Origin of the sequence: Streptomyces sp. NPDC002886 (genome assembly GCF_042888445.1) — a bacterium.
In the GTDB taxonomy this organism is placed as follows: domain Bacteria; phylum Actinomycetota; class Actinomycetes; order Streptomycetales; family Streptomycetaceae; genus Streptomyces.
The window spans coordinates 1,119,627-1,139,193 of the sequence record NZ_JBIAPV010000001.1; the positions used below are offsets into that span (position 1 = coordinate 1,119,627).

The 19,567-nt window shown below is 72.5% G+C and carries 16 protein-coding genes; 10 read left to right on the forward strand and 6 right to left on the reverse strand.

The window, feature by feature from the left end; genetic code table 11:
* Nucleotides 1–181 precede the first annotated feature (181 nt).
* On the forward strand, nucleotides 182–1,381 hold the full coding sequence (locus ACFYYB_RS05080) for an anion permease (protein WP_389433247.1): 1,200 nt from the start codon (nucleotides 182–184) through the stop codon (nucleotides 1,379–1,381).
* A gap of 57 nt (nucleotides 1,382–1,438) precedes the next feature.
* On the forward strand, nucleotides 1,439–2,581 hold the full coding sequence (locus tag ACFYYB_RS05085) for an aromatic acid exporter family protein (protein ID WP_389433248.1): 1,143 nt from the start codon (nucleotides 1,439–1,441) through the stop codon (nucleotides 2,579–2,581).
* Between the two features lie 37 nt (nucleotides 2,582–2,618).
* Here ACFYYB_RS05085 and ACFYYB_RS05090 read toward each other — a convergent pair whose 3' ends face one another.
* From ACFYYB_RS05090 to ACFYYB_RS05105, 4 genes are all read right to left on the reverse strand, one after another.
* Nucleotides 2,619–4,040: a phytoene desaturase family protein gene (locus ACFYYB_RS05090; RefSeq protein WP_389433249.1), complete on the reverse strand. Its 1,422-nt coding sequence runs from the start codon at nucleotides 4,038–4,040 to the stop codon at nucleotides 2,619–2,621.
* Between the two features lie 211 nt (nucleotides 4,041–4,251).
* Entirely contained in the window at nucleotides 4,252–5,076 is an 825-nt protein-coding gene (locus ACFYYB_RS05095) for an inositol monophosphatase family protein (protein ID WP_389433250.1), read from the reverse strand.
* A gap of 191 nt (nucleotides 5,077–5,267) precedes the next feature.
* A complete protein-coding gene (locus ACFYYB_RS05100) occupies nucleotides 5,268–5,477 on the reverse strand; it encodes a hypothetical protein (RefSeq protein ID WP_389433251.1) in 210 nt (69 codons plus the stop codon).
* Nucleotides 5,478–5,728: 251 nt separating this feature from the next.
* Nucleotides 5,729–8,188: a tetratricopeptide repeat protein gene (locus tag ACFYYB_RS05105; RefSeq protein ID WP_389433252.1), complete on the reverse strand. Its 2,460-nt coding sequence runs from the start codon at nucleotides 8,186–8,188 to the stop codon at nucleotides 5,729–5,731.
* A gap of 205 nt (nucleotides 8,189–8,393) precedes the next feature.
* On the opposite strand from ACFYYB_RS05105, the gene ACFYYB_RS05110 reads away from it, so the two are divergent.
* From ACFYYB_RS05110 to ACFYYB_RS05120, 3 genes are all read left to right on the forward strand, one after another.
* Nucleotides 8,394–8,849 carry a carboxymuconolactone decarboxylase family protein gene (locus ACFYYB_RS05110; RefSeq protein WP_327303441.1) on the forward strand — a complete coding sequence of 152 codons (456 nt, stop codon included), beginning with the start codon at nucleotides 8,394–8,396 and terminating at the stop codon, nucleotides 8,847–8,849.
* 140 nt (nucleotides 8,850–8,989) lie between these two features.
* The gene (locus ACFYYB_RS05115; protein ID WP_389433253.1) at nucleotides 8,990–9,454 is read left to right on the forward strand and encodes an iron chaperone; all 465 of its coding nucleotides are present in this window, start codon (nucleotides 8,990–8,992) and stop codon (nucleotides 9,452–9,454) included.
* Nucleotides 9,455–9,502: 48 nt separating this feature from the next.
* Complete coding sequence (locus ACFYYB_RS05120; RefSeq protein ID WP_389433254.1) at nucleotides 9,503–10,210, forward strand: 4'-phosphopantetheinyl transferase family protein; 708 nt, start codon at nucleotides 9,503–9,505, stop codon at nucleotides 10,208–10,210.
* 26 nt (nucleotides 10,211–10,236) lie between these two features.
* Here ACFYYB_RS05120 and ACFYYB_RS05125 read toward each other — a convergent pair whose 3' ends face one another.
* Complete coding sequence (locus ACFYYB_RS05125; protein WP_389433255.1) at nucleotides 10,237–11,274, reverse strand: phosphotransferase family protein; 1,038 nt, start codon at nucleotides 11,272–11,274, stop codon at nucleotides 10,237–10,239.
* 301 nt (nucleotides 11,275–11,575) lie between these two features.
* On the opposite strand from ACFYYB_RS05125, the gene ACFYYB_RS05130 reads away from it, so the two are divergent.
* Nucleotides 11,576–12,952: an ABC transporter ATP-binding protein gene (locus tag ACFYYB_RS05130; protein WP_389433256.1), complete on the forward strand. Its 1,377-nt coding sequence runs from the start codon at nucleotides 11,576–11,578 to the stop codon at nucleotides 12,950–12,952.
* Nucleotides 12,953–13,075: 123 nt separating this feature from the next.
* On the opposite strand, the gene ACFYYB_RS05135 is transcribed toward ACFYYB_RS05130, so the two are convergent.
* Nucleotides 13,076–14,395: an ROK family protein gene (locus ACFYYB_RS05135; protein WP_389433257.1), complete on the reverse strand. Its 1,320-nt coding sequence runs from the start codon at nucleotides 14,393–14,395 to the stop codon at nucleotides 13,076–13,078.
* A 183-nt stretch (nucleotides 14,396–14,578) separates the two neighbouring features.
* Between ACFYYB_RS05135 and ACFYYB_RS05140 the strand changes: the two genes are divergently transcribed.
* Genes ACFYYB_RS05140 through ACFYYB_RS05155 form a run of 4 tightly spaced genes read left to right on the forward strand, consistent with a single transcriptional unit; the run spans nucleotide 14,579 to nucleotide 19,197 of the window.
* Nucleotides 14,579–15,898, forward strand: a complete 1,320-nt coding sequence (locus tag ACFYYB_RS05140; protein WP_389433258.1) for an ABC transporter substrate-binding protein — start codon at nucleotides 14,579–14,581, stop codon at nucleotides 15,896–15,898.
* A gap of 20 nt (nucleotides 15,899–15,918) precedes the next feature.
* Nucleotides 15,919–16,914 (forward strand): carbohydrate ABC transporter permease, encoded by a 996-nt coding sequence (locus ACFYYB_RS05145; RefSeq protein WP_389433259.1) that lies wholly within the window; start codon nucleotides 15,919–15,921, stop codon nucleotides 16,912–16,914.
* Nucleotides 16,915–16,969: 55 nt separating this feature from the next.
* On the forward strand, nucleotides 16,970–17,809 hold the full coding sequence (locus tag ACFYYB_RS05150; protein WP_327309184.1) for a carbohydrate ABC transporter permease: 840 nt from the start codon (nucleotides 16,970–16,972) through the stop codon (nucleotides 17,807–17,809).
* A 32-nt stretch (nucleotides 17,810–17,841) separates the two neighbouring features.
* Nucleotides 17,842–19,197, forward strand: a complete 1,356-nt coding sequence (locus ACFYYB_RS05155) for a GH1 family beta-glucosidase (protein WP_389433260.1) — start codon at nucleotides 17,842–17,844, stop codon at nucleotides 19,195–19,197.
* The last annotated feature ends 370 nt before the right edge of the window (nucleotides 19,198–19,567 follow it).

The following is a 19,567-nucleotide window of genomic DNA, read 5'->3' on the forward strand; positions in this document are numbered from 1 at the left end:
CACGGTAGCGGGCGGAATGCGCGGCGGAATTCTTTGCACACTTTCCCGGCATTTTTGCATCCCTATGCTTAACGCCGCCTTATTCGCTTTCCGTTCACCGTGGAGGCCGATTCGACTCGGTCGACAGGCCTATGGTTCTGACGTCCCACTCCACTTCAGAGACTCGCAGAGACACGCACTCATGGACTCCTCCACGACGCTCATCGCGGTCACCATCGCCGTGGCCCTGCTCTTCGACTTCACCAACGGATTCCACGACACGGCGAACGCCGTGGCCACCGCGATAGCCACCGGCGCCATGCGCCCCAAGATCGCCGTGGCCCTGTCCGCGGTGTGCAACCTGGCCGGTGCGTTCGTATCGGTGGCGGTCGCCAAGACGATCTCCGGTGGCATCATCGACGAGCACGCCGGAATACGGCCGCCGGTCATCCTGGCCGCCCTGGCGGGAGCCGTCCTGTGGAATCTGGCGACCTGGCTGCTCGGAATTCCCAGTAGCTCCTCGCACGCCCTCGTGGGCGGGCTGATCGGCGCCACCGTCGCCTCGGTGGGCCTCCAGGGGGTCAACGGGATGGCCGTGGTCGGCAAGATCCTCGTCCCGGCCGCACTGTCTCCGCTGATCGGCGGACTCGTCGCGTACGCCGCCACGCGCGCGGCGGGGCGGCTGAGCGGACCGGAACGCGGCGCGGACCGGGCGGGGCTCGCGCCGGAGGGCGGAGCGGAGCGCGGGACGGATGGCGGGGCGGGCCGCGGAGCCCGCGCCGGGCAGGTGCTCGCGGCCGCCCTCGTGTCCCTGGCGCACGGCACCGGCGACGGGCAGAAGACCATGGGCGTGATCACGCTGACGCTGGTCACGGCGGGCTCCCTGCCCGCCGGGTCCGGGCCCCCGCTGTGGGTCATCGTGGCGGCGGGGCTCACGATGGCCCTGGGCACCTACACGGGCGGCTGGCGCATCATCCGTACGCTCGGCACCGGCCTGACCCGGCTCGGCCCGCGGCAGGGCTGCGTGGCCCAGACGAGCGCGGCGGCGGTGCTGCTGGCCTCCTCGCACCTGGGCTTCGCGGTGTCGACCACGCACGCCGTCACCGGCAGCGTCTCCGGGGCCGGGCTCGCCACCCCCGACGGGGTCCTGAGCCGCAAGACCGTGCGGGCCATGCTCGTGTCCTGGGTCCTCACGCTGCCCGCGGCGGGGCTCGTCGCCGCCCTGGCCGTCCTGCTCACGGAGCAGGGCGCCTGGGGCCAGGACACCACGGCCGCCCTGCTGCTGTGCGCGACCCTCGCCTTCTGGGCCCGGTCCCGCCGTACGGCCGTCACCGCGCGGAGCGTCGCACCGGAGGCGGCCGCGCCCCCCGCCACCACCCCTGCCTCGGCCGCGACCGTCTGAGCCCGGCTCCGCATCTCGTGACGTAAGGTCACCAAAGTGAAGGTATCGGGCAGCACGGTGACTACGGAGGGCCTGCGGTCCCGGATGACCGCAGGCTTCGGCGACGGAAGCATGGTCGTGCGCGCGGCGATCTCGGCGGGACTCGCCTGGTGGATCGCCTCCGTGCTGCTGCACTCCGACGCGGCCTCGCTGGCCCCCGCCGGGGCCATCCTGGCCACCCAGACCACGCCCTTCGCCACCGCGCGCAAGAGCCTGCAGCGGGCGGCCGGCATCCTGTTCGGCTTCCTGCTCGGAGTGGCGGCCACCGCTTCCATCGGCACGAACACGGTGAGCGTCCTCCTCGTGGTCCTCGTCGGCATGTACGCGGGACGCTTGATGAACCTCGGTTCGCAGATGCACCAGATCGCGCTCACCGCCGTACTCGTGATGGGCGCCGCCACCTCCTTCGGGTACGGAGCCTCGCGGCTGGAGGACAACGTCGTCGGCGTGCTCGTCGGCACGGTGGTCGGCCTCGCCCTGCCCGCCCCCGGTTTCACCCGCCGCGCGGGCGAGGAACTGGCCCGCCTGAACCGGCAGATGGCCGCGCTGCTGGCCGAGATCGCCCGCGGCCTGGCCGAGGAGGACTGGGCCGCGCGCACCGGGGACTGGGTCCGCCGGGCCCGCTCCCTGTCCAAGGAGCTCGACGCGGTGCGCCGGGCCGTCCGCGAGGCCGAGGACGCGGTCCGCTGGCGTCCGCGCGGCCGGTTCGCGCGGCCCCGCCTGGACCGTCTCGCCGAAGCCACCCAGTGCCTCGACCACGTCGGGCACCAGGTCCGGGGGATCACCCGCGGCCTGTACAACCTGACCTTCCGCGAAGGCCGGCCGCCCGCCCTGCACTGGGCACAGCACGAAGAGCCGCTGCTGCCCCTGCGGGCCGACGCCCCGGCCGGGCTGGACGGGGTACTGGCCTCGCTCGCCGCGATGCTGGGCGACCTGGCCGACGTACACGTACGGGAGGAACCCCCTTCGCCCGAGCTGCGGGCCCGCCTGGCGGCGCTGCTGGGCGAGGCCGAGACCGGCTTCCTGCGCACCGCGCTGGCGCAGTCCCCCGCCTACGCGGACTGGCGCGTCCTGTGCACCGCCGGGATCCTGGAGGACGCCCGCAAGATGCTCCACGAACTCGACCCCGCGATCGGCCCCCACAAGGCCGCTTTCGGCTAGGTCGTCTCCAGCGCCGGGCCTCAGGCGGAGCGCGCCCTCAGGCGCCCTTCGCGCGCAGGTGGCGCCAGACGGCCTTCGCCGCGTTGTGGCCCGACATGCCGTGGACGCCGGGCCCCGGCGGGGTGGCCGAGGAGCACAGGAACACGGCCGGGTGCGCCGTGTTGTACGGGGACAGCGTGAGCTTGGGACGCAGCAGGAGCTGGAGCCCGGAGGCGGCTCCGCAGGCGATGTCGCCGCCGACGTAGTTCGGGTTGCGGGCGGCGAGCTGCGGCGGGCCCGCCGTGGCGCGGGCGAGCACCAGGTCGCGGAACCCGGGTGCGAAGCGCTCCAGTTGGCGCTCGACGGCGTCGGTGAGGTCGCCGTTCCAGCCCGCCGGTACGTGCCCGTACACCCAGAAGGTGTGCTTGCCTTCGGGCGCCCGGCCGGGGTCGACCAGGCTGGGCTGGGCGGCGATGAGGAAGGGGGTGCGCGGGGCCCGGCCGCCGGAGGCCAGTTGCAGGGCCGCGTCGATGTCGCGGGTGCGCGGGCCGATCTGTACGGTGCCGGCCCGGCGGGGCTCCTCGGCGGTCCAGGGGACGGGGCCGTCCAGGGCGTAGTCCAGCTTGAACACGGAGGCGCCGTAGCGGTAGCCGTCGTAGACCCGGCCGAGCCGCGCGATGCGGGCCAGTGCGGTCGGGGAGGTGTCGAAGACGTACGCCCGGGCCGGCGGCAGGTCGTCGAGCCGCTTGACCTCGAACCCGGTGTGGACGGTTCCGCCGAGGTCGCGCAGGTACCCGGCGAGGGCGTCGGAGATCGACTGCGAGCCGCCGCGCGGCATCGGCCAGCCGTTCGCGTGCGCGGCGAGGGCGAAGACCAGGCCGACGGCGCTGGTCCCGATCCCGCCGAGCGGGGCGATCACGTGCGCGACGAGCCCGGCGAAGAGGGCGCGGGCACGCTCGTCGCGGAAGCGGCTCAGCAGCCAGGTGGAGGGCGGCAGCCCGGCCAGCCCGAAGCGGGCGAGGGTGAGCGGGTCACGGGGCAGCGCGGTATCCGGCAGCGACATGAAATCGCGGGCCAGGGTGTCCCACTTCCCGAGGAACGGATCCACCAGCCGCCGGTACGTTCCCGCGTCGCGGGGCCCGAAGGACGCGGCCGTCTCCGCGACGGAGCGGGAGAGCACGGCCGCGGTGCCGTCGTCGAAGGGGTGGGCCATGGGCAGCGGGGCGTGCAGCCACTCCAGCCCGTACCGCTTGAGGGGCATCGTGGAGAAGACCGGGGAGCCGGCGCCCAGCGGATGCACCGCCGAGCAGGGGTCGTGCCGGAAGCCGGGGAGGGTGAGCTCCTCGGTCCGGGCCCCGCCGCCGACGGTGTCCGCGGCTTCGAAGACGGCCACGGAAAACCCGCGCCGGGCCAGTTCCACGGCGGCCGTCAGCCCGTTGGGCCCGGCCCCCACCACGACCGCATCGAGGATCGACGGCACTTGCGACTCCTTCGTCCGGCGGCGCCACCGCCCCCAGGGTATTGCGCCTGTCCATAGGCGGCTTCGCGATCCGCGCCGACTCCGTTCGCCCTGGGCTCAGCGGCCGGTCCTTCGCGGTCGGCCGGGCGGCGGGCTCAGCCGCCGGTCCGGCCGGATGCCGGGCGCGGGCCCGGCCGCCGCCGCGGTCGTCGGGCGGGGCCCGGCTGCGGTGTCACGCGCCCCGCAGCAGGTCCCGGATCCGTACGGCCGTGGCCTCGTCCCGGCCGACCGCGAAGGGCAGGGCGTTGTCCCGGTCCACCCGGAAGGGGACCCCGTCGACGGTGCTCTGGGAACCCCCCGCCTCGGCGACCAGCAGCAGGCCGGCCGCGTGGTCCCAGGCCGAGGGCCAGTTGAAGGCCAGGCCGTCCATCTCTCCCCGGGCCACCTTCAGGTACTCCAGGCCCGCCGAACCGCAGGCCCGGGAGGCCACCCCGGGCACGTCGAGGCGCGCCAGGACGCGCCGCTCGTCCTCGGTGGTGTACAGCGGGTGCGCGGTCGCGACGCGCAGCTCGTCGCCGGGCCGCGGCGAACCGCTCAGGATCCGCTCCCCGTTGACGTACGCGCCCTGTCCTCGCACGGCGGTGGCCATCTCCTCCAGCGCCGGGGCGAAGGTCCAGGAGGCGAGGAGCTCCCCGCGGTGCGCGAGCGCGACCAGGGTGCAGAACGCCGCGTCCCCGTGCACGAACTGCCGGGTCCCGTCGACCGGGTCCACGATCCACACCGGGGCGTCGGCGCGCAGCGCCCCGTACACCCCGGGGTCGGCGTGCACCGCTTCCTCGCCCACCACCGCCGAGCCGGGCAGCAGCTTGGTCAGCGCCGCGGTGAGGTACTCCTCGGCCATGCGGTCGGCGTCGGTCACCAGGTCGTGCGGGCCGCTCTTCTGGTCCACCTCGTGATCCGCGAGCCGGCGGAACCTCGGCATGATCTCGATCGCCGCCGCGTTGCGCACGGCTTCGTCGACGTCGGACAGGTTCCGGGCGAGGAATTCATCGATCATGCGTCCAGCAAAGCACGCCCGGCTGACAAACCCCACCGCCGGACCCGGCGAGCGGCCGGACCCCGGGTGGACCGCGGGTGAACGCGGCGCCGGACGGGACCGGAACCGGTCCGCCTCCTGAGCCCCGACGGGCCCGTGCGCCGCGGCCACCTCCGCGACCGCCTCGGCGGTCTTCGCCGCGGGCCGCGAGATCAGTGCTCGAACGCGCCGTCCTGGCCCAGGAGGAACTTCGGGCCCTGGTCACCCAGCAGGTGCTGGTCCTGCGGGTTCAGGTGCTCGAAGGCCCCGTCCTGGCCCTGCGGCGCGACGCTGATGTGGTTGTCCGCGAAGGCCGGGCCCGCTCCCAGCCCGGCCAGGGCGAAGGCGGCGGTGGCGGCTATGGCGGCGGCTCGAACGTTCATGCTGGTCCCCCGGGTCCGGCCGGCCCCTGGTCGGGCCGGCTCCGGAACAGTCTGCCAGTTCGCCTCCGGACGTTGCGGGTTGATCCCCTCTCCTGCCTAACGGTGCAGGCAGAAGAGGTGGTTGACATAGCCGGGGCGCCGTTCGGCGGCGAGGGCAGTCCGAGGGCGGGTAAGGAACCCGCCCCCCAGGCGCCGGCTCCGGCCGCGCCGTCGGCGAAGCCGGAGAAGAAGGCCGCGGCCGTCGTGGCCCCTCAGCGCACCCCCGCCGTCGGCTCCTCCCGGAGCGAGCGTCCCGCCGCGCGGTGTTCCGCCGCCGCGGCCGGGTCCGTGTCGTCGAGCAGGGCCGCGATCCCCTCGTGCGCCAGCGCCTCCTCGTGGCGGCAGCCGAGCCCGGGGGCCAGCTCCAGGGTCCGGCGGTGCAGGCGCAGGGCCTCCTCGGGCAGCCCCGCGAGCCGGCAGGTCTCGGCGTAGCCGCCCAGGAAGCGGACCTTCCAGTGTTCCTCGAACAGCTCGTCCAGCAGCGCGAACGCCTCGCGGTGGCCGGCCAGGGCCTCCTCGTACCGGCCCATCCGGCTCAGCGCGACGCCCAGGCAGTTGAGGGACCACGCCTCGTTGTTCACGTGCCGGTCCTCGCGGGCCAGGGCCAGCGCCCGGTGCAGGTGCTCCGACGCCTCCTCGGGGTCCTGCGCCGCGATGGCCATGCCGAGGGTGATGCGGGCCGTCAGGGCGGGCGGCCACGCCGGGTCCGGGTGGGACACCTCCAGCACCTCGCGGGCCCGGCGCGCCGCCTCCTCGCGCTCCCCCAGCTGGAGCAGCGCCCAGGCTTCCGAGGCGGCCGCGTGGGCCGCGCCCGCCGGGAGGCCGGCGTCCCCGTACAGCTTCCCGGCCAGCCGGAAGAGTTCGAGCGGCTCCCCGGCACTCCCCCGGTCCCAGCTCAGATAGCCGCGGCGCAGGGCCAGTTCGGCTTCGGCGCGGGTGTCCCCCGCCTCGGCCACCCGGAGTCCGGCCGCCTCGTACGCGGCGGCGGCCTCGGTCATCCGGCCCGCGTTGTAGCGCGCGAAGCCCAGGTCGCTGTAGGCCTCCGCCAGGCGCAGCGGATCCCCCAGGCGTTCGGCGGCGGCCAGCGAGCGCTCGAAGAGGTGGTTGAGGTGGGTCGTACCGCAACGCCGCGCGAAGTACGCCCGCAGGAACCGCGGCAGCTCGCACACGTGCACGTCCGCCCTGACGGCGACGGCCGTCTCGAAGGCGGCGATCATCGTCTCGTACTCCGAGGCGAGCCAGGCGCAGGCCGCGTGCTTGTCGGCGAAGCGCGGCAGTGCGGCCGGGGGCCGGCCCGCCGAGGGCGCCCGGCCCGGTGAGAGGACCGGCATCGCGGCGTCGGCCGCGGCCGCGGCGTGCACGAAGTAGTCGAGGAAGCGGCCCAGCGCCCGCTCCCGCTCGGCCGGGGAGTCCTGCTGGGCCCAGGCGCCCCGCGCGTGCTGGTGCACCAGGTCGTGCAGCCGGTAGCGGCCCGCCGCGGGCTGCTGCACCAGGTGCGCGTCGACCAGGTCCTCCAGCATCTCCCGGGCGTCGCGCAGCGGTACGTCGGCCAGGGCCGCGGCGGCGTACGCGTCGAAGGAGCCGCCGGGCAGCAGGCCCAGGGTCCGGAACAACCGGGCCTGGTTCCGCTCCAGTTGCCGTACGGACATGGCGAAGGCGGTGTCGAACTCGCTCGCGCCCTCCGCCAGCCGCTCCACGAGGATGCCCACCGTCCAGCCCGGCCGGTGCCGCAGCCGGGCCGCGGCCAGCCGCAGGGCCAGCGGCAGGTGGCCGCACAGCCGCACCACCTCGGCGGCGGAATCCGGTTCGCGGGCGAGGCGGCCTCCGGGGCCGCCGGTGTCCCCGCTGGCCCGGGCGAGCAGTTCGGCGCTCTCCAGGGGGCTGAGCACGTCCAGCGACACCGGGGGCACTTCGTCCAGGCCGAGCAGCCGGTTGCGGCTCGTGATCAGCACGACGGAGTCACCGGCGCCGGGCAGCAGCGGGCGGACCTGCTCCGCGTCGGCGGCGTTGTCGATGACCACGAGGGCGCGCCGGCCCGCCAGTTCCGCGCGCCAGCAGGCCGCCAGTTGCTCGAGGCCCTCCTGTGGGACCCTCTCGGACGGCACGTCGAGCGCCCCGAGCAGCATCCGCAGCGCCGAGTCGGGATCGAGGGGGGCCCGGCCTTCGGTGAAGCCGTGCAGGTCCACGTAGAGCTGGGCGTCCGGGTAGTCGGCGGCGAGCCGGTGCGCGGCGTGCACCGCGAGGCAGGTCTTGCCCACGCCCGCCATGCCGTCGACGGCCACGCCCCGGTGGCTGTCCACCGCAGTCACCACAGCGGCGAGTTGGGCCTCGCGTCCGGTGAAGTCGGCCACGTCGCGCGGCAGATCGTTGCGGGGCCTCGGCTGGACCTGACGGCTGGCCTTCGGGGGCGCCGGCAGCGCCGGGGAGGAACCCCGCTCCCAGAGGGGGCGCAGTGGGCGGGGGTCGCGCTTGACCAGTCGGCAGAGGGCGACCACCGCGGTCCAGGGCGGCGCCGTCTGGCCGCCGAGGTAGCGCGAGAGCGAGGAGGAGCTCAGTCCCAGCTCCCTCGCGAGGGCCCGTACGCCCAGCCCGGACAGCTCCTGGAGCAGCCGCAGCCGGGCGGCCAGCTCGTCCTGCGGGCCGGCCCCGGCCGACCGCCGTTCCGTGTCCACGGTTCCCCCCGTATCCCTGTCCCACCGCGCCCGAATTATCCGGGCCCCCGTCTTCGCAGGTCAAGGATGTTCCGCCTGTCCCAGGGTGTCCCACCGTCATCGCCACCGCGGGCCGTTGCGGCTGTTATGGAGTCACACCCCGAGGGGGGAACCGGAAGACCGGGAAACCGGAGGACCGGAACACGAGCAAGAGGAGCACACCGAGATGCAGTCCCGCATGCAGAACCCCGCCGTCGTCCTGTCCGGCGCCATGCAGCCCATCCAGGAGATCTTCAAGGCCGTGCACACCGGTGGGGTGGACGCCCAGACCCTGGAGCTGGTGCACCTGCGGGTGAGCCAGATCAACGGGTGCAGCGCCTGTGTCGACAGCGGCGCCAAGGCCGCCCGCAAGTCCGGGGTGAGCGACGAGCGGCTGGCCACGGTCGCCGTCTGGCGCGAGACCCCGTACTTCACCGAGGAGGAGCGGGCGGCCCTGCTGCTGGCCGAGGCCGCGACCCGGCTGGCCGACCGCCCCGACGCGGTGAGCGACGAGGTCTGGGACACGGCCGCCACCTACTTCGACGAGAAGCAGCTCGCCGCGATCGTCCTGATGATCAGCGTCACGAACATGTTCAACCGGATCAACGCCACCACCCGCCAGATCGCCGGCGCCTGGGGCTGAGCACGTCGCCGCCCCTGCCACGACGCTCGGACCCGTCACCTCAGCACCCATCGCCCATCACCCCGTCACCCCGTCACCTCATCGCCCCATTGCCCGTCACCTCATCACCCATCGCCCCGACTCCCGTGAGGAACACCGCCATGACGACCACCCGCAAGCCCGCGCAGAGCACGTTCGACGGATTCACGGACGAGGAGCGCTCCGCGATGAAGGAGCACGCCAAGGAGCTGAAGGCGGCGTCCGCGCGCCGCGGATCCCGCGCCGACAAGGCGGCGGAGGAGGAGGCCGCCGTGGTCGCGAAGATCGCCGAGATGCGGGACTCCGACCGGGTCATGGCGGAGCGGATCCACGCGGTCGTCAAGGCGAGCGCGCCCGGCCTCGCGCCGAAGCTCTGGTACGGGATGCCCGCGTACGCCCGGGACGGCAAGGTGGTCTGCTTCTTCCAGAGCGCGGAGAAGTTCAAGGCGCGCTACGCGACGCTCGGCTTCAGCGACCATGCGCACCTCGACGAGGGTTCCATGTGGCCGACCTCCTTCGCCCTGCCGCAGCTCACCGCCGCGGACGAGGCCTTGATCGGTACGCTCGTGAAGAAGGCGGCATACTGAGCCGAGACCTGCCGGCGACCGGCGCCGCACCGAGGAGACCGATCGATCGTGCTCACGCCCCATGTCCTCACGATCGGCTCGCAGTTCCCTCCCGCCGGGCAGGCGCCGCCGCCGACCGCGGCGACCACCGTGTGGCTGGTCGACACCGACGACCGGGACGGCGCGGCCGCGCGGCTGGCCCCGGAGGTCCTGGACCTTGCCGAGCAGCTGCGGGCGGCCGGCTTCAAGCACGAGGAGGACGGGCGCCGCTACGTCGCCTCGCACGTGGCGCTGCGGATGCTGCTCGGGTCCTGGCTGGACCTGCCCCCGGGCCGGGTACGGATCACCCGCGCGCCCTGCCCCGGGTGCGGCGGCCCCCACGGCCGGCCGGTGTCCGAGGACGGACCCGTCCACTTCTCCCTGTCGCACAGCGACCGGCTCGCGCTGCTCGCCGTGGGCCCGGCGCCGGTGGGGGCCGACGTGGAGACGCTGCCCGAGGCATCGGCCGTGGCCGAGCTCGCCGAGCAGCTGCACCCTCGGGAGACCGCGGAGCTGGAGGCCCTGGCACCGGAAGAACGGCCCGCGGCCTTCGGCCGCCTCTGGGCCCGCAAGGAGGCGTACCTCAAGGGCCTGGGCATCGGCCTCGGCCGGGGCCTCGCCCTCGACTACGTGGGCACCGGCGACACCCCGGCGACCGGCCTACCGGGATGGTCCCTGACGGACGTGGCCGTCCCCCCGGGCTTCACCGCCGCGGTGGCGGTGACCACCGGCCGGTGAGGACCGGCCGGTGAAGACCGGAAGGACTACCGCAGGAAATCCAGGGCGGCACGGAGGTCTGCGGTGGCCAGGGCGGTCAGGGGGGTCCGTGCCTGTGGGGCGTGGCCGCGGGGGACACCTTCGACGAGGACGATCAGGGCCAGGTAGGCGCGGTACATCGCGATCCGGCGGCGCTCGTCGGGCGTGAGCGGGGCGGGGCGGTAGCCGGACAGGAAGGCCGGGTCCCGGGTGATGTCGTCGAAGAGCGCGGTGGAGACGAGGTCCGCGAGCGGATCGCCCCAGAAGGAGCGTTCGCCGTCGAGGATTCCGGTGATCTCCAGGCGTCCGCCCCGTTCCGCGAGCAGGATGTTGCCCTCCCACAGGTCGAAGTGGACGAGCGAGGGGACCGCCACCTGGTCGAGGAGCCGGCCGCGGGCGCGGACGAGGCCCAGGACCTCGTCGGGGTCGACGGGCAGTGGGGGCCGGAAGCGGCGGGCGTCCGCGCAGACGTCGGCCAGCATGCCCTCGAAGGCCGTCCGCCAGCTCGCCGCGCCGCCGGCCGGCGGATTCCCGTACGGGTAGCCGAAGGAGGAACCCCGTACCTCGTGGAGCCCGCGCAGGAGGCGGCCCAGGTCGGTACGCAGCCTGGCTTGCTCCTCCGCGTCGATCCCCGGGCGCAACTCGCTCCAGGGCAGGCCCTCCAGACGGGTCATCAGGAGATAGTCGGCGTCGAGGGCGCTCCGGTCGAAGCCCGCGGCCATGACCACGGGCACGGGCAGGCCCGGCACGGCCGAGGCGCGACGGTAGAACTCGGCTTCCGTGCGCATCAGTTCGTGCTCGTAGGTCATGAGAGGGGTACCGGCGGGCGGTGCGACCTTGAGCACGACCGGCCCCCCTCCCGCCGGCGGGTCCCCTCCCCCACCGACCGGTGTCCGCCGCTCGCCGTGCGGCGGGGCCAGGGTCAGCAGATGGACGGAATTGAAGGTGCCGCCCGCCAGTTCACGGCTGCTCAGCACCTCGGCGCCGGGGCCCAGGGCGTGGGCGGCCGCGCGGGCGATCTGCTCGTCGGTCAGCGTCCGCTTCATCGCGCGAGTCCTCCGGCCGGCGGGCAGTCCACCGTCCATGGGAGCGGACCGACTGAGGGAGAGCGCTCTCCCATGGCGGGAACCTAACGCCCGCCCTTGGTCGAGGTCAAGGAACGGCCCTCAACTCGCGTACGAAAAGGGTGAGTTTTCCCGGCATGCGACCCCCATCGCACGCTCGGGCCGTGGCTGGATTGCGCGAGGTTGCGCCAAGGCGTTCCCTCACGGGGTGGCCTGAGCTAGCTTCTGTCCTCAACTCCCCCACCCCCCTCCCCCTCCCCATCCCAGCCCCGGGCGGATCGTTATGAGTCGTTCCATCGCGTTGCGCGATGTCAGCAAGAGATACGGGCGCGATTCCCTCGCCGTCGAGCGCGTCTCCCTCACCGTCGAACCGGGCGAGTTCCTGGTTCTGCTGGGGCCTTCGGGCTGCGGCAAGTCCACCGTCCTGCGGATGATCGCGGGGCTGGAGGAGATCACCGAGGGCGCGCTCTACCTCGACGGCGAGTACGCCAACCACATGCCGCCGAGCGCGCGGGACATCGCGATGGTGTTCCAGAGCTTCGCGCTGTACCCGAACATGACGGGTCGCGCGAACATCGGCTTCCCGCTGAAGCTGCGCGATCCCCGCGGGGACCACGAACCCCAGGTGGAGGCCACGGCGCGGATGCTGGGCATCGAAGACCTCCTCGACCGCTTCCCCGGGCAGCTCTCCGGCGGCGAGCGCCAGCGGGTGGCGATGGGCCGGGCCATCTCCCGGCAGCCGTCGGTGTTCCTGATGGACGAGCCGCTCTCCAGCCTGGACTCGAAACTGCGCGGCCACCTGCGGGCCGAAATCGCCCGGTTGACCGCCGAGTTGGGTGTCACCACGGTCTACGTCACGCACGACCAGTCGGAGGCCATGTCCCTCGGCCACCGGGTGGCGGTCATGCGCGGCGGCGTCCTGCAGCAGGTCAGCTCACCGCGGGACACCTACGCCCTGCCGGCGAACGTGTTCGTCGCGGCCTTCATCGGAACGCCCCGGATCAGCCTGCTCCAGGCCGTCGTCCACGCGCCGCTGGGCTCGGGCATGTGGATCGATCTGGGGCGCCACCGGCTCGCCTTCCCCCAACCCCTCAGCCCGGACCACCAGTTGCTCCGGATCCAGCAGGGGCGTCCGGTCATCGTCGGTCTGCGCTCGGAGGCGGTCAGGATCGCCCCGCCGAGCCAGGCACGGCCGGGCGAGGTGGCGATGACGGGCATCGTCGAGCACGTCGAGTACCAGGGGCACGAGGCCCTGGTCCACGTGGACACGGGCTCGCGCCCAGCGGGGGTGGCGGAGCTGGAGTCGGCGCGCCACCCGGCCGCTCCCCGGCGCCGCCTCAGGCGGCAGCAGAGCGGTTTCGGCCGGCTCAGGGACCGGACCGTGGGACGGCTGTCGGGGGCGGCGGCGGGGCCGGGGCCGGGGTCGGTGGCCGTCCTGGACGGGCAGCCGGAATCCACCCGGGGACCCGACGCGGGCCCCGCTCCCGAACGGCTGGGGGCGGTGCGCAGCGACCTCGTGGTGCGTACGGGACCGCATGTCCGGGTCCGGGTGGGTGCCCAGATCCCGCTGCTGGTGGATCTCGCGCAGCTGTACGTCTTCGACCATGCGGGGCGCCGGGTGTCGCCGGCCGGGGACGGGCTCGCGCCGTTGGAGAGGTAGCGCGCACCCGGCCCGCCGCGGGGCCGCGGGTTCCGTGCGCGCCGCTTCGGCGCGCGCCACTGAAGCGCGCGCTACTTCAACGCGCGCCACTTCAGCGCACCCCGCTTCAGTGCGCCGCCCGCTTCAGTGCGCGGCCCGCTCCTGCAGCGTGGTGCGCCAGGCGGGCAGCGGCTCCTCGCGTTCGGGTTCCGCGCGGTGGCCGCCGCGGGCGAAGAAGTCGGCGAGCGGCAGGATGCCCGCGCCGACGGTGACGGCGTCGGGGCCGAAGGTGCCCAGGTCGACGCGGACGTTGGCGGCCGGGTACGACAGGGCGTAGGAGGTGGCGTAGGACCGTACGGAGTCCAGGAAGCGGGTGCCGAGCTGCAGGCCGGCCCAGCCGCCGACCAGGATGCGTTCGGGCTGGAAGAGGTTGATCAGGTCGGAGAACCCCGCGCCGAGGTACTCGGCGGTCTCCTCCAGGACGGCCAGGGCCGTCGCGTCGGCCTGCGGGGTGACGCCGTCCGCGCCCGGTGAGGGGTAGGCCGCGGCGAGCATCGCGGTCAGGGCGGTCTCCTCGTCGGCGTCGGTCGGCGGGCAGCCGCCGGCCTCCGCCCAGCGCTCCAGGAGCGCTTCGGCCCCCGCGTATGCCTCCAGGCAGCCCTGGGCGCCGCAGCGGCAGCGGCGCCCGCGAACGCGCACGGTCAGGTGGCCCCACTCGATGGCGCGGCCGGTCCGGGTGTCGTCGCTGACCACACAGGCGCCGACGCCGGAGCCGAAGAGCACGACGACGGCGTTGTGCGCCCCGCGCCCGGCGCCGAACCACATCTCGGCCTGGCCGAGGGTCTTGGCCCCGTTGTCGATGTAGTACGGGACGGTTTCGGGCAGCAGGTGGGAGTCGCGCAGCATCCGTTCCAGGGGAACGGCGTCCCAGCCGATGGTCTGGCCGTGGACGACCGCGCCGTCCGCGGTCCTGGCGACGATGCCGGGAACGCCGATGCCGACGCCGAGGAGCCGCTCGGGTGCGATGCCGGCCGCGTCCAGCACCTCGGCGATGCCCTCGCGCAGGTGCCTCACGACGACGGCGACGTCGTAGCGGTCGATGCGGCGGGGTCCCGCCACCTCCAGGGGCCGTTCCACGCGGGCGAGCTCGGTCAGCGTCAGGTCGAAGAGCTCGATGCGGATGCGGGTCTCCCCCACGTCCACGCCGATCATGTAGCCGCTCTCCGGGCTGACGCGGAGCAGGGTCCGGGGGCGTCCACCGGCCGACTCGACGCTCCCGGCTTCCTCCACCAGGCCGTCACCGACCAGCTCCGCGACCACGTTGCTGATCGATCCGGAGCTCAGCCCCGTGGCGGGACCCAGCGAGAAGCGGCTCAGGGGGCCGTCGAAATACAACCGTTGCAATACGGCGGTCCGGTTCTCCCGCCGCAGGTCACGCACTGTCCGGCCGCTGCGTACTCGCACTCTGTCCCCTGTCATCGATGCCCGTACCTGCAAGATACCTGCGTGAACGCTCTTGACGAGTGCTTCGCTTGAGGTTTAACTCACATCCTAAATTAAGCCATGTGGTTTTGGGGGCTGACCGCGGAACGTCCGCCCCCACCCCGCAGTCGGCATCCCGTTCCTTCCTGAAAGGCCCATGGAGCCATGCGCAGAATCAGAGTCGCAGCGGTAGGCGCCGTCACCCTCTCCCTCGTCCTCGGGGCGGCCGCCTGTGGTGGCGGTGACTCCACCAACGGGAGCGGGTCCAACGAGCAGCCGAAGACGCTGACCTACTGGGCCTCCAACCAGGGATCGAGCCTGGAGGTCGACAAGCAGGTCCTCCAGCCCGAGCTCGACAAGTTCGAGAAGCAGACCGGCATCAAGGTCAAGCTCGAAGTCGTGCCGTGGGGCGACCTGCTCAACCGCATCCTGACCGCGACCACCTCCGGCCAGGGCCCCGACGTCCTGAACATCGGCAACACCTGGAGCGCCTCGCTGCAGGCCAGCGGCGCGCTGCTCCCGTGGGACGCAAAGAACTTCGAGAAGATCGGCGGCAAGGACCGCTTCGTGGAGTCGGCGCTCGGGTCCACCGGCGTCCAGGGCCAGGACCCGGCGGCCGTACCGCTGTACTCGATGGCCTACGCGCTCTACTACAACAAGAAGGCCTTCGCCGACGCGGGCGTCACCAAGCCGCCGACCACCTGGGACGAGGTGATCGCCACCGGCAAGCAGCTGACCAAGGACGGCAAGGCCGGACTCGGTGTCGAGGGCTCCAACCTGTCGAACAACATCCACCAGGTCTTCGTCCTGGGCAAGCAGCACGGCGCGGACTTCTTCACCGCGGACGGCAAGGCCGACTTCACCTCCGACGGCGCGGTCAAGGCCGTGAAGCAGTACGTCGACCTGATGGCCGACGCGCAGATCGTCGCCAAGGGCAACGCCGAGTACTCCCAGAACCAGTCCCTGAGCGACTTCGCCAAGGGCAAGACCGCCATGGTGCTGTGGCAGACCGCGTCGGCCACCTTCGCAGCACAGGGCATGAAGGAGGACGAGTGGGGCGTGGTACCCGCGCCCGTGCAGTCCGGTGCCCCGGGGACGGGCACGTCCACCAACTCCATGGTCGCCGGCATCAACATGGCCGTCTTCAAGAACACCAAGAACATCGACGGCGCCACGAAGTTCGTCAACTTCATGACCGGTGACGAGGAGCAGAAGGTCCTCAACAAGGCCTACGGCTCCATCCCGCCGGTCAAGTCCGCGCAGACGGACCCCGCGTTCAACACCCCCGGCCTGGCCGTCCTGCGCGACACCCTCGCCAAGAGCGCCTCCGCCCTCCCGCAGGTCCCCGAGGAGTCGCAGTTCGAGACGGTGGTGGGCACCGCGGTCAAGGAGCTCTTCGCCGACGCGGCGGCGGGCCGCCCGGTGACGGTGGAGTCGGTGAAGGCCAAGCTCGAGAAGGCCCAGCAGCAGATGCCCAAGAAGTAGGCACGGATACCGGATACCTCATGACCACCACCGCACCCCCTCGTACGGGCAAGCGGACGGCAGGTAAGAACCAGCCCGGAGCGGCGCCGCGCACGCGCCGCTCCGGGCGGCTCCGCCGCATCTCCCTGCCGTACCTGCTCCTGCTCCCCGCACTCGTCCTCGAACTCCTGGTCCACCTGATCCCGATGGTCATCGGCATCGTGGTCAGCTTCAAGGAGCTCACCCAGTTCTACCTGCGCGACTGGGGCAGCGCGCCCTGGTCCGGCCTGGACAACTACTCCCTGACCGTCGACTTCGACGCACCGGTCGGCGAGGCACTGCTGAGCTCCTTCTTCACCACGTGCCTGTTCACCTTCTTCTCGGTGGGCCTGTGCTGGCTGATCGGCACGGCGGCCGCGATCTTCATGCAGGAGACGTTCAAGGGCCGCGGCATCCTGCGCACCATCTTCCTGGTGCCGTACGCGCTGCCCGTCTACGCCGCCGTCATCACCTGGGCCTTCATGTTCCAGCGCGACAACGGCCTGGTGAACCACGTCATCCACGACCAGCTCGGGCTCACCGACAGCCCGCCGTTCTGGCTCATCGGCGACAACGCCTTCGTCACCCTGCTGGTCGTCTCCGTCTGGAAGGGCTGGCCCTTCGCCTTCCTCATCATGATGGCCGGCCTGCAGAACATCCCCCGCGAGATATACGAGGCCGCGGCCCTGGACGGGGCCGGCGTCTGGCAGCAGATCCGCCGGATCACGCTCCCCTCGCTGCGCCCGGTCAACCAGGTCCTGATCCTGGTGCTGTTCCTGTGGACGTTCAACGACTTCAACACGCCGTTCGTCCTGTTCGGCAAATCGGCGCCGGCCTCGGCCGACCTCATCTCCATCCACATCTACCAGTCCTCGTTCCAGACCTGGAACTTCGGCACCGGCTCCGCGATGTCCGTCCTGCTGCTGCTGTTCCTGCTCGTGGTGACCGGCCTCTACCTCCTGCTCACCTCCCGAGGAAGGAGCGCCAGCGATGCCTAGGCACACTCAGGCGGTGCGGTCCCGGTCGCAGTCCCAGTCGCAGTCCCGGTCGCCCATGGCGCCCCCCAAGTCGTTCCTCGTGAGCCGGCTGGTCTTCCTGACGCTGCTCACCGGGTTCGTCCTGCTGCCGGTGTACGTCATGATCTCCAGTTCGCTCAAGCCGCTGCAGGACGTGTCGGGGAAGTTCCAGTGGATCCCCTCGGGCCTCACGGTCCAGCCGTACTTCGACATCTGGAAGACCGTCCCGCTCGGCGACTACTTCATGAACTCGCTGATCGTGGCCGGTTCGGCGACCGTGCTCTCCGTCATCATCGCGATCTTCGCGGCCTACGCCGTCAGCCGCTACTCCTTCCGCGGCAAGCGGGTCTTCACGGTCACGGTGCTCTCGACGCAGATGTTCCCCGGCATCCTCTTCCTGCTGCCGCTGTTCCTCATCTACGTCAACATCGGCAACGCCACCGGGATCGCGCTGTTCGGCTCGCGCGCCGGACTGATCCTCACCTACCTGACGTTCTCGCTGCCGTTCTCGATCTGGATGCTGATCGGGTACTTCGACTCGGTCCCCCGGGACCTCGACGAAGCCGCCAAGGTCGACGGCTGCGGTCCGCTCGGCGCCCTCTTCCGCGTCATCGTGCCCGCCGCGATCCCCGGCATCGTCGCCGTCGCCGTCTACGCCTTCATGACGGCCTGGGGCGAGGTGCTGTTCGCCTCGGTGATGACCAACGACGCGACCCGCACCCTCGCCGTGGGCCTCCAGGGCTACTCGACCCAGAACGACGTGTACTGGAACCAGGTCATGGCCGCCTCGCTCGTCGTGAGCCTGCCCGTCGTCGGCGGCTTCCTCCTCCTCCAGCGCTACCTCGTCACCGGGCTGACCGCCGGCGCCGTCAAGTAGCCGCTCCTTCCATGACCTTCGAAAGGTTTGCTGTGTCGGATTCCATTGACCTCGGCGCCTTCCCTCAGGACTTCGCCTGGGGCACGGCCACTTCCGCGTACCAGATAGAAGGAGCAGTCAAGGAGGACGGCCGCGGGCCGTCCATCTGGGACACCTTCTCCCACACCCCCGGAAAGATCGACAACGGCGACACCGGCGACGAGGCCTGCGACCACTACCACCGGTGGCCCGAGGACATCTCCCTCATGAAGCGGCTGGGCACCAACGCCTACCGCATGTCGATCGCCTGGCCGCGCATCGTCCCCGACGGCTCCGGACCGGTCAACGCCCGGGGCCTCGACTTCTACGACAAGGTGATCGACGGGCTCCTGGAAGCCGGCATCACCCCCTCGGTGACCCTCTACCACTGGGACCTCCCCCAGGCCCTGCAGGACCGCGGCGGCTGGACCGTCCGCGAGACCGCCGAACACCTGGCCACCTACACCACCGCCGTCGCGGAACGCCTCGGCGACCGCGTCACCCAGTGGGCCACCCTCAACGAACCGCTCTGCTCGGGCTGGATCGGCCACCTCGAAGGCCGCATGGCCCCCGGCCTGACCGACCTGACCGCCGCCGTCCGGGCCTCCTACCACCTGCTGCTGGGCCACGGCCTGGCCACCCAGGCCCTGCGTGCCGCAGCACCCGGCGCGCAGATCGGCCTCGTCACCAACCACTCCACGGTGGTCCCCGCCACGGACGGCCCCGAGGACATCGCCGCCGCCGTCCGCATGGACGGGCACACCAACCGCTGGTGGCTCGACCCGGTCTACGGACGCGGGTTCCCCACCGACATGCGCGAGCTGTACGGGGTGGAGCTGCCGGAACGCCCGGGCGACCTGAAGACGATCGCCGCGCCCCTGGACTGGCACGGCCTCAACTACTACTTCCCCGCCACCGTCACCAACGACGCCGACGGCCCGGTCCCCTTCGCCCGCGAGGTGCGTCTCCCGGACGTCCCGCGCACCGGCCTGGACTGGCAGATCGACGCCGGCGGCATCGAATCCCTGCTGCTGCGCCTCACCCACGACTACGGCGTGCGGAAGCTGTACGTCACCGAGAACGGCTCCGCGTTCCCCGACACCGTCGGCCCCGACGGCACGGTCGACGACCCCGGTCGCACCTCCTACCTCGAGGAGCACCTGGCCGCCTGTGCCCGCGCCGCCCGTCAGGGAGCCCCGCTGGCCGGCTACTTCGCCTGGTCCCTGCTGGACAACTTCGAGTGGGCCTACGGCTACGACAAGCGCTTCGGCCTCGTCCACGTCGACTACGCGACCCAGCGGCGCACCATGAAGACCAGCGGCCACCGCTACGCGGACCTCGTCCGCGCCCACGGCCGACTCCACGCGTAGCCGGGCGGGCGGGGCGCAACCGTTCCCTGCGGACCCACACGCCTCGTGGGCCCCGCAGGCCTCGCAGGGCCGCAGGCCCGCACGCACCGCAGGGCCGCACGCCCCACTGGCCCGCACGCCAGGTAGGCCCCGCAGGCCTCGCAGGGCCACAGGGCCGCAGGTCTCGTAGGGCCGCAGGCCTCGTAGGCCTCGTAGGGCCACACGCCCCGCATGCCCGCACGCCTCGTGGACAGCGCAGGCCTCGCGGGGCCGCCGGCCCGCACGCATCACAGGGCCGTACGCCCCGCATGCCCGCATGCCAGGTAGGCCCCGCAGGGCCGTAGGGCCGCACGCTCCGCAGGCCGCCCACCTCGCAGGGCCCCAGGCCTTG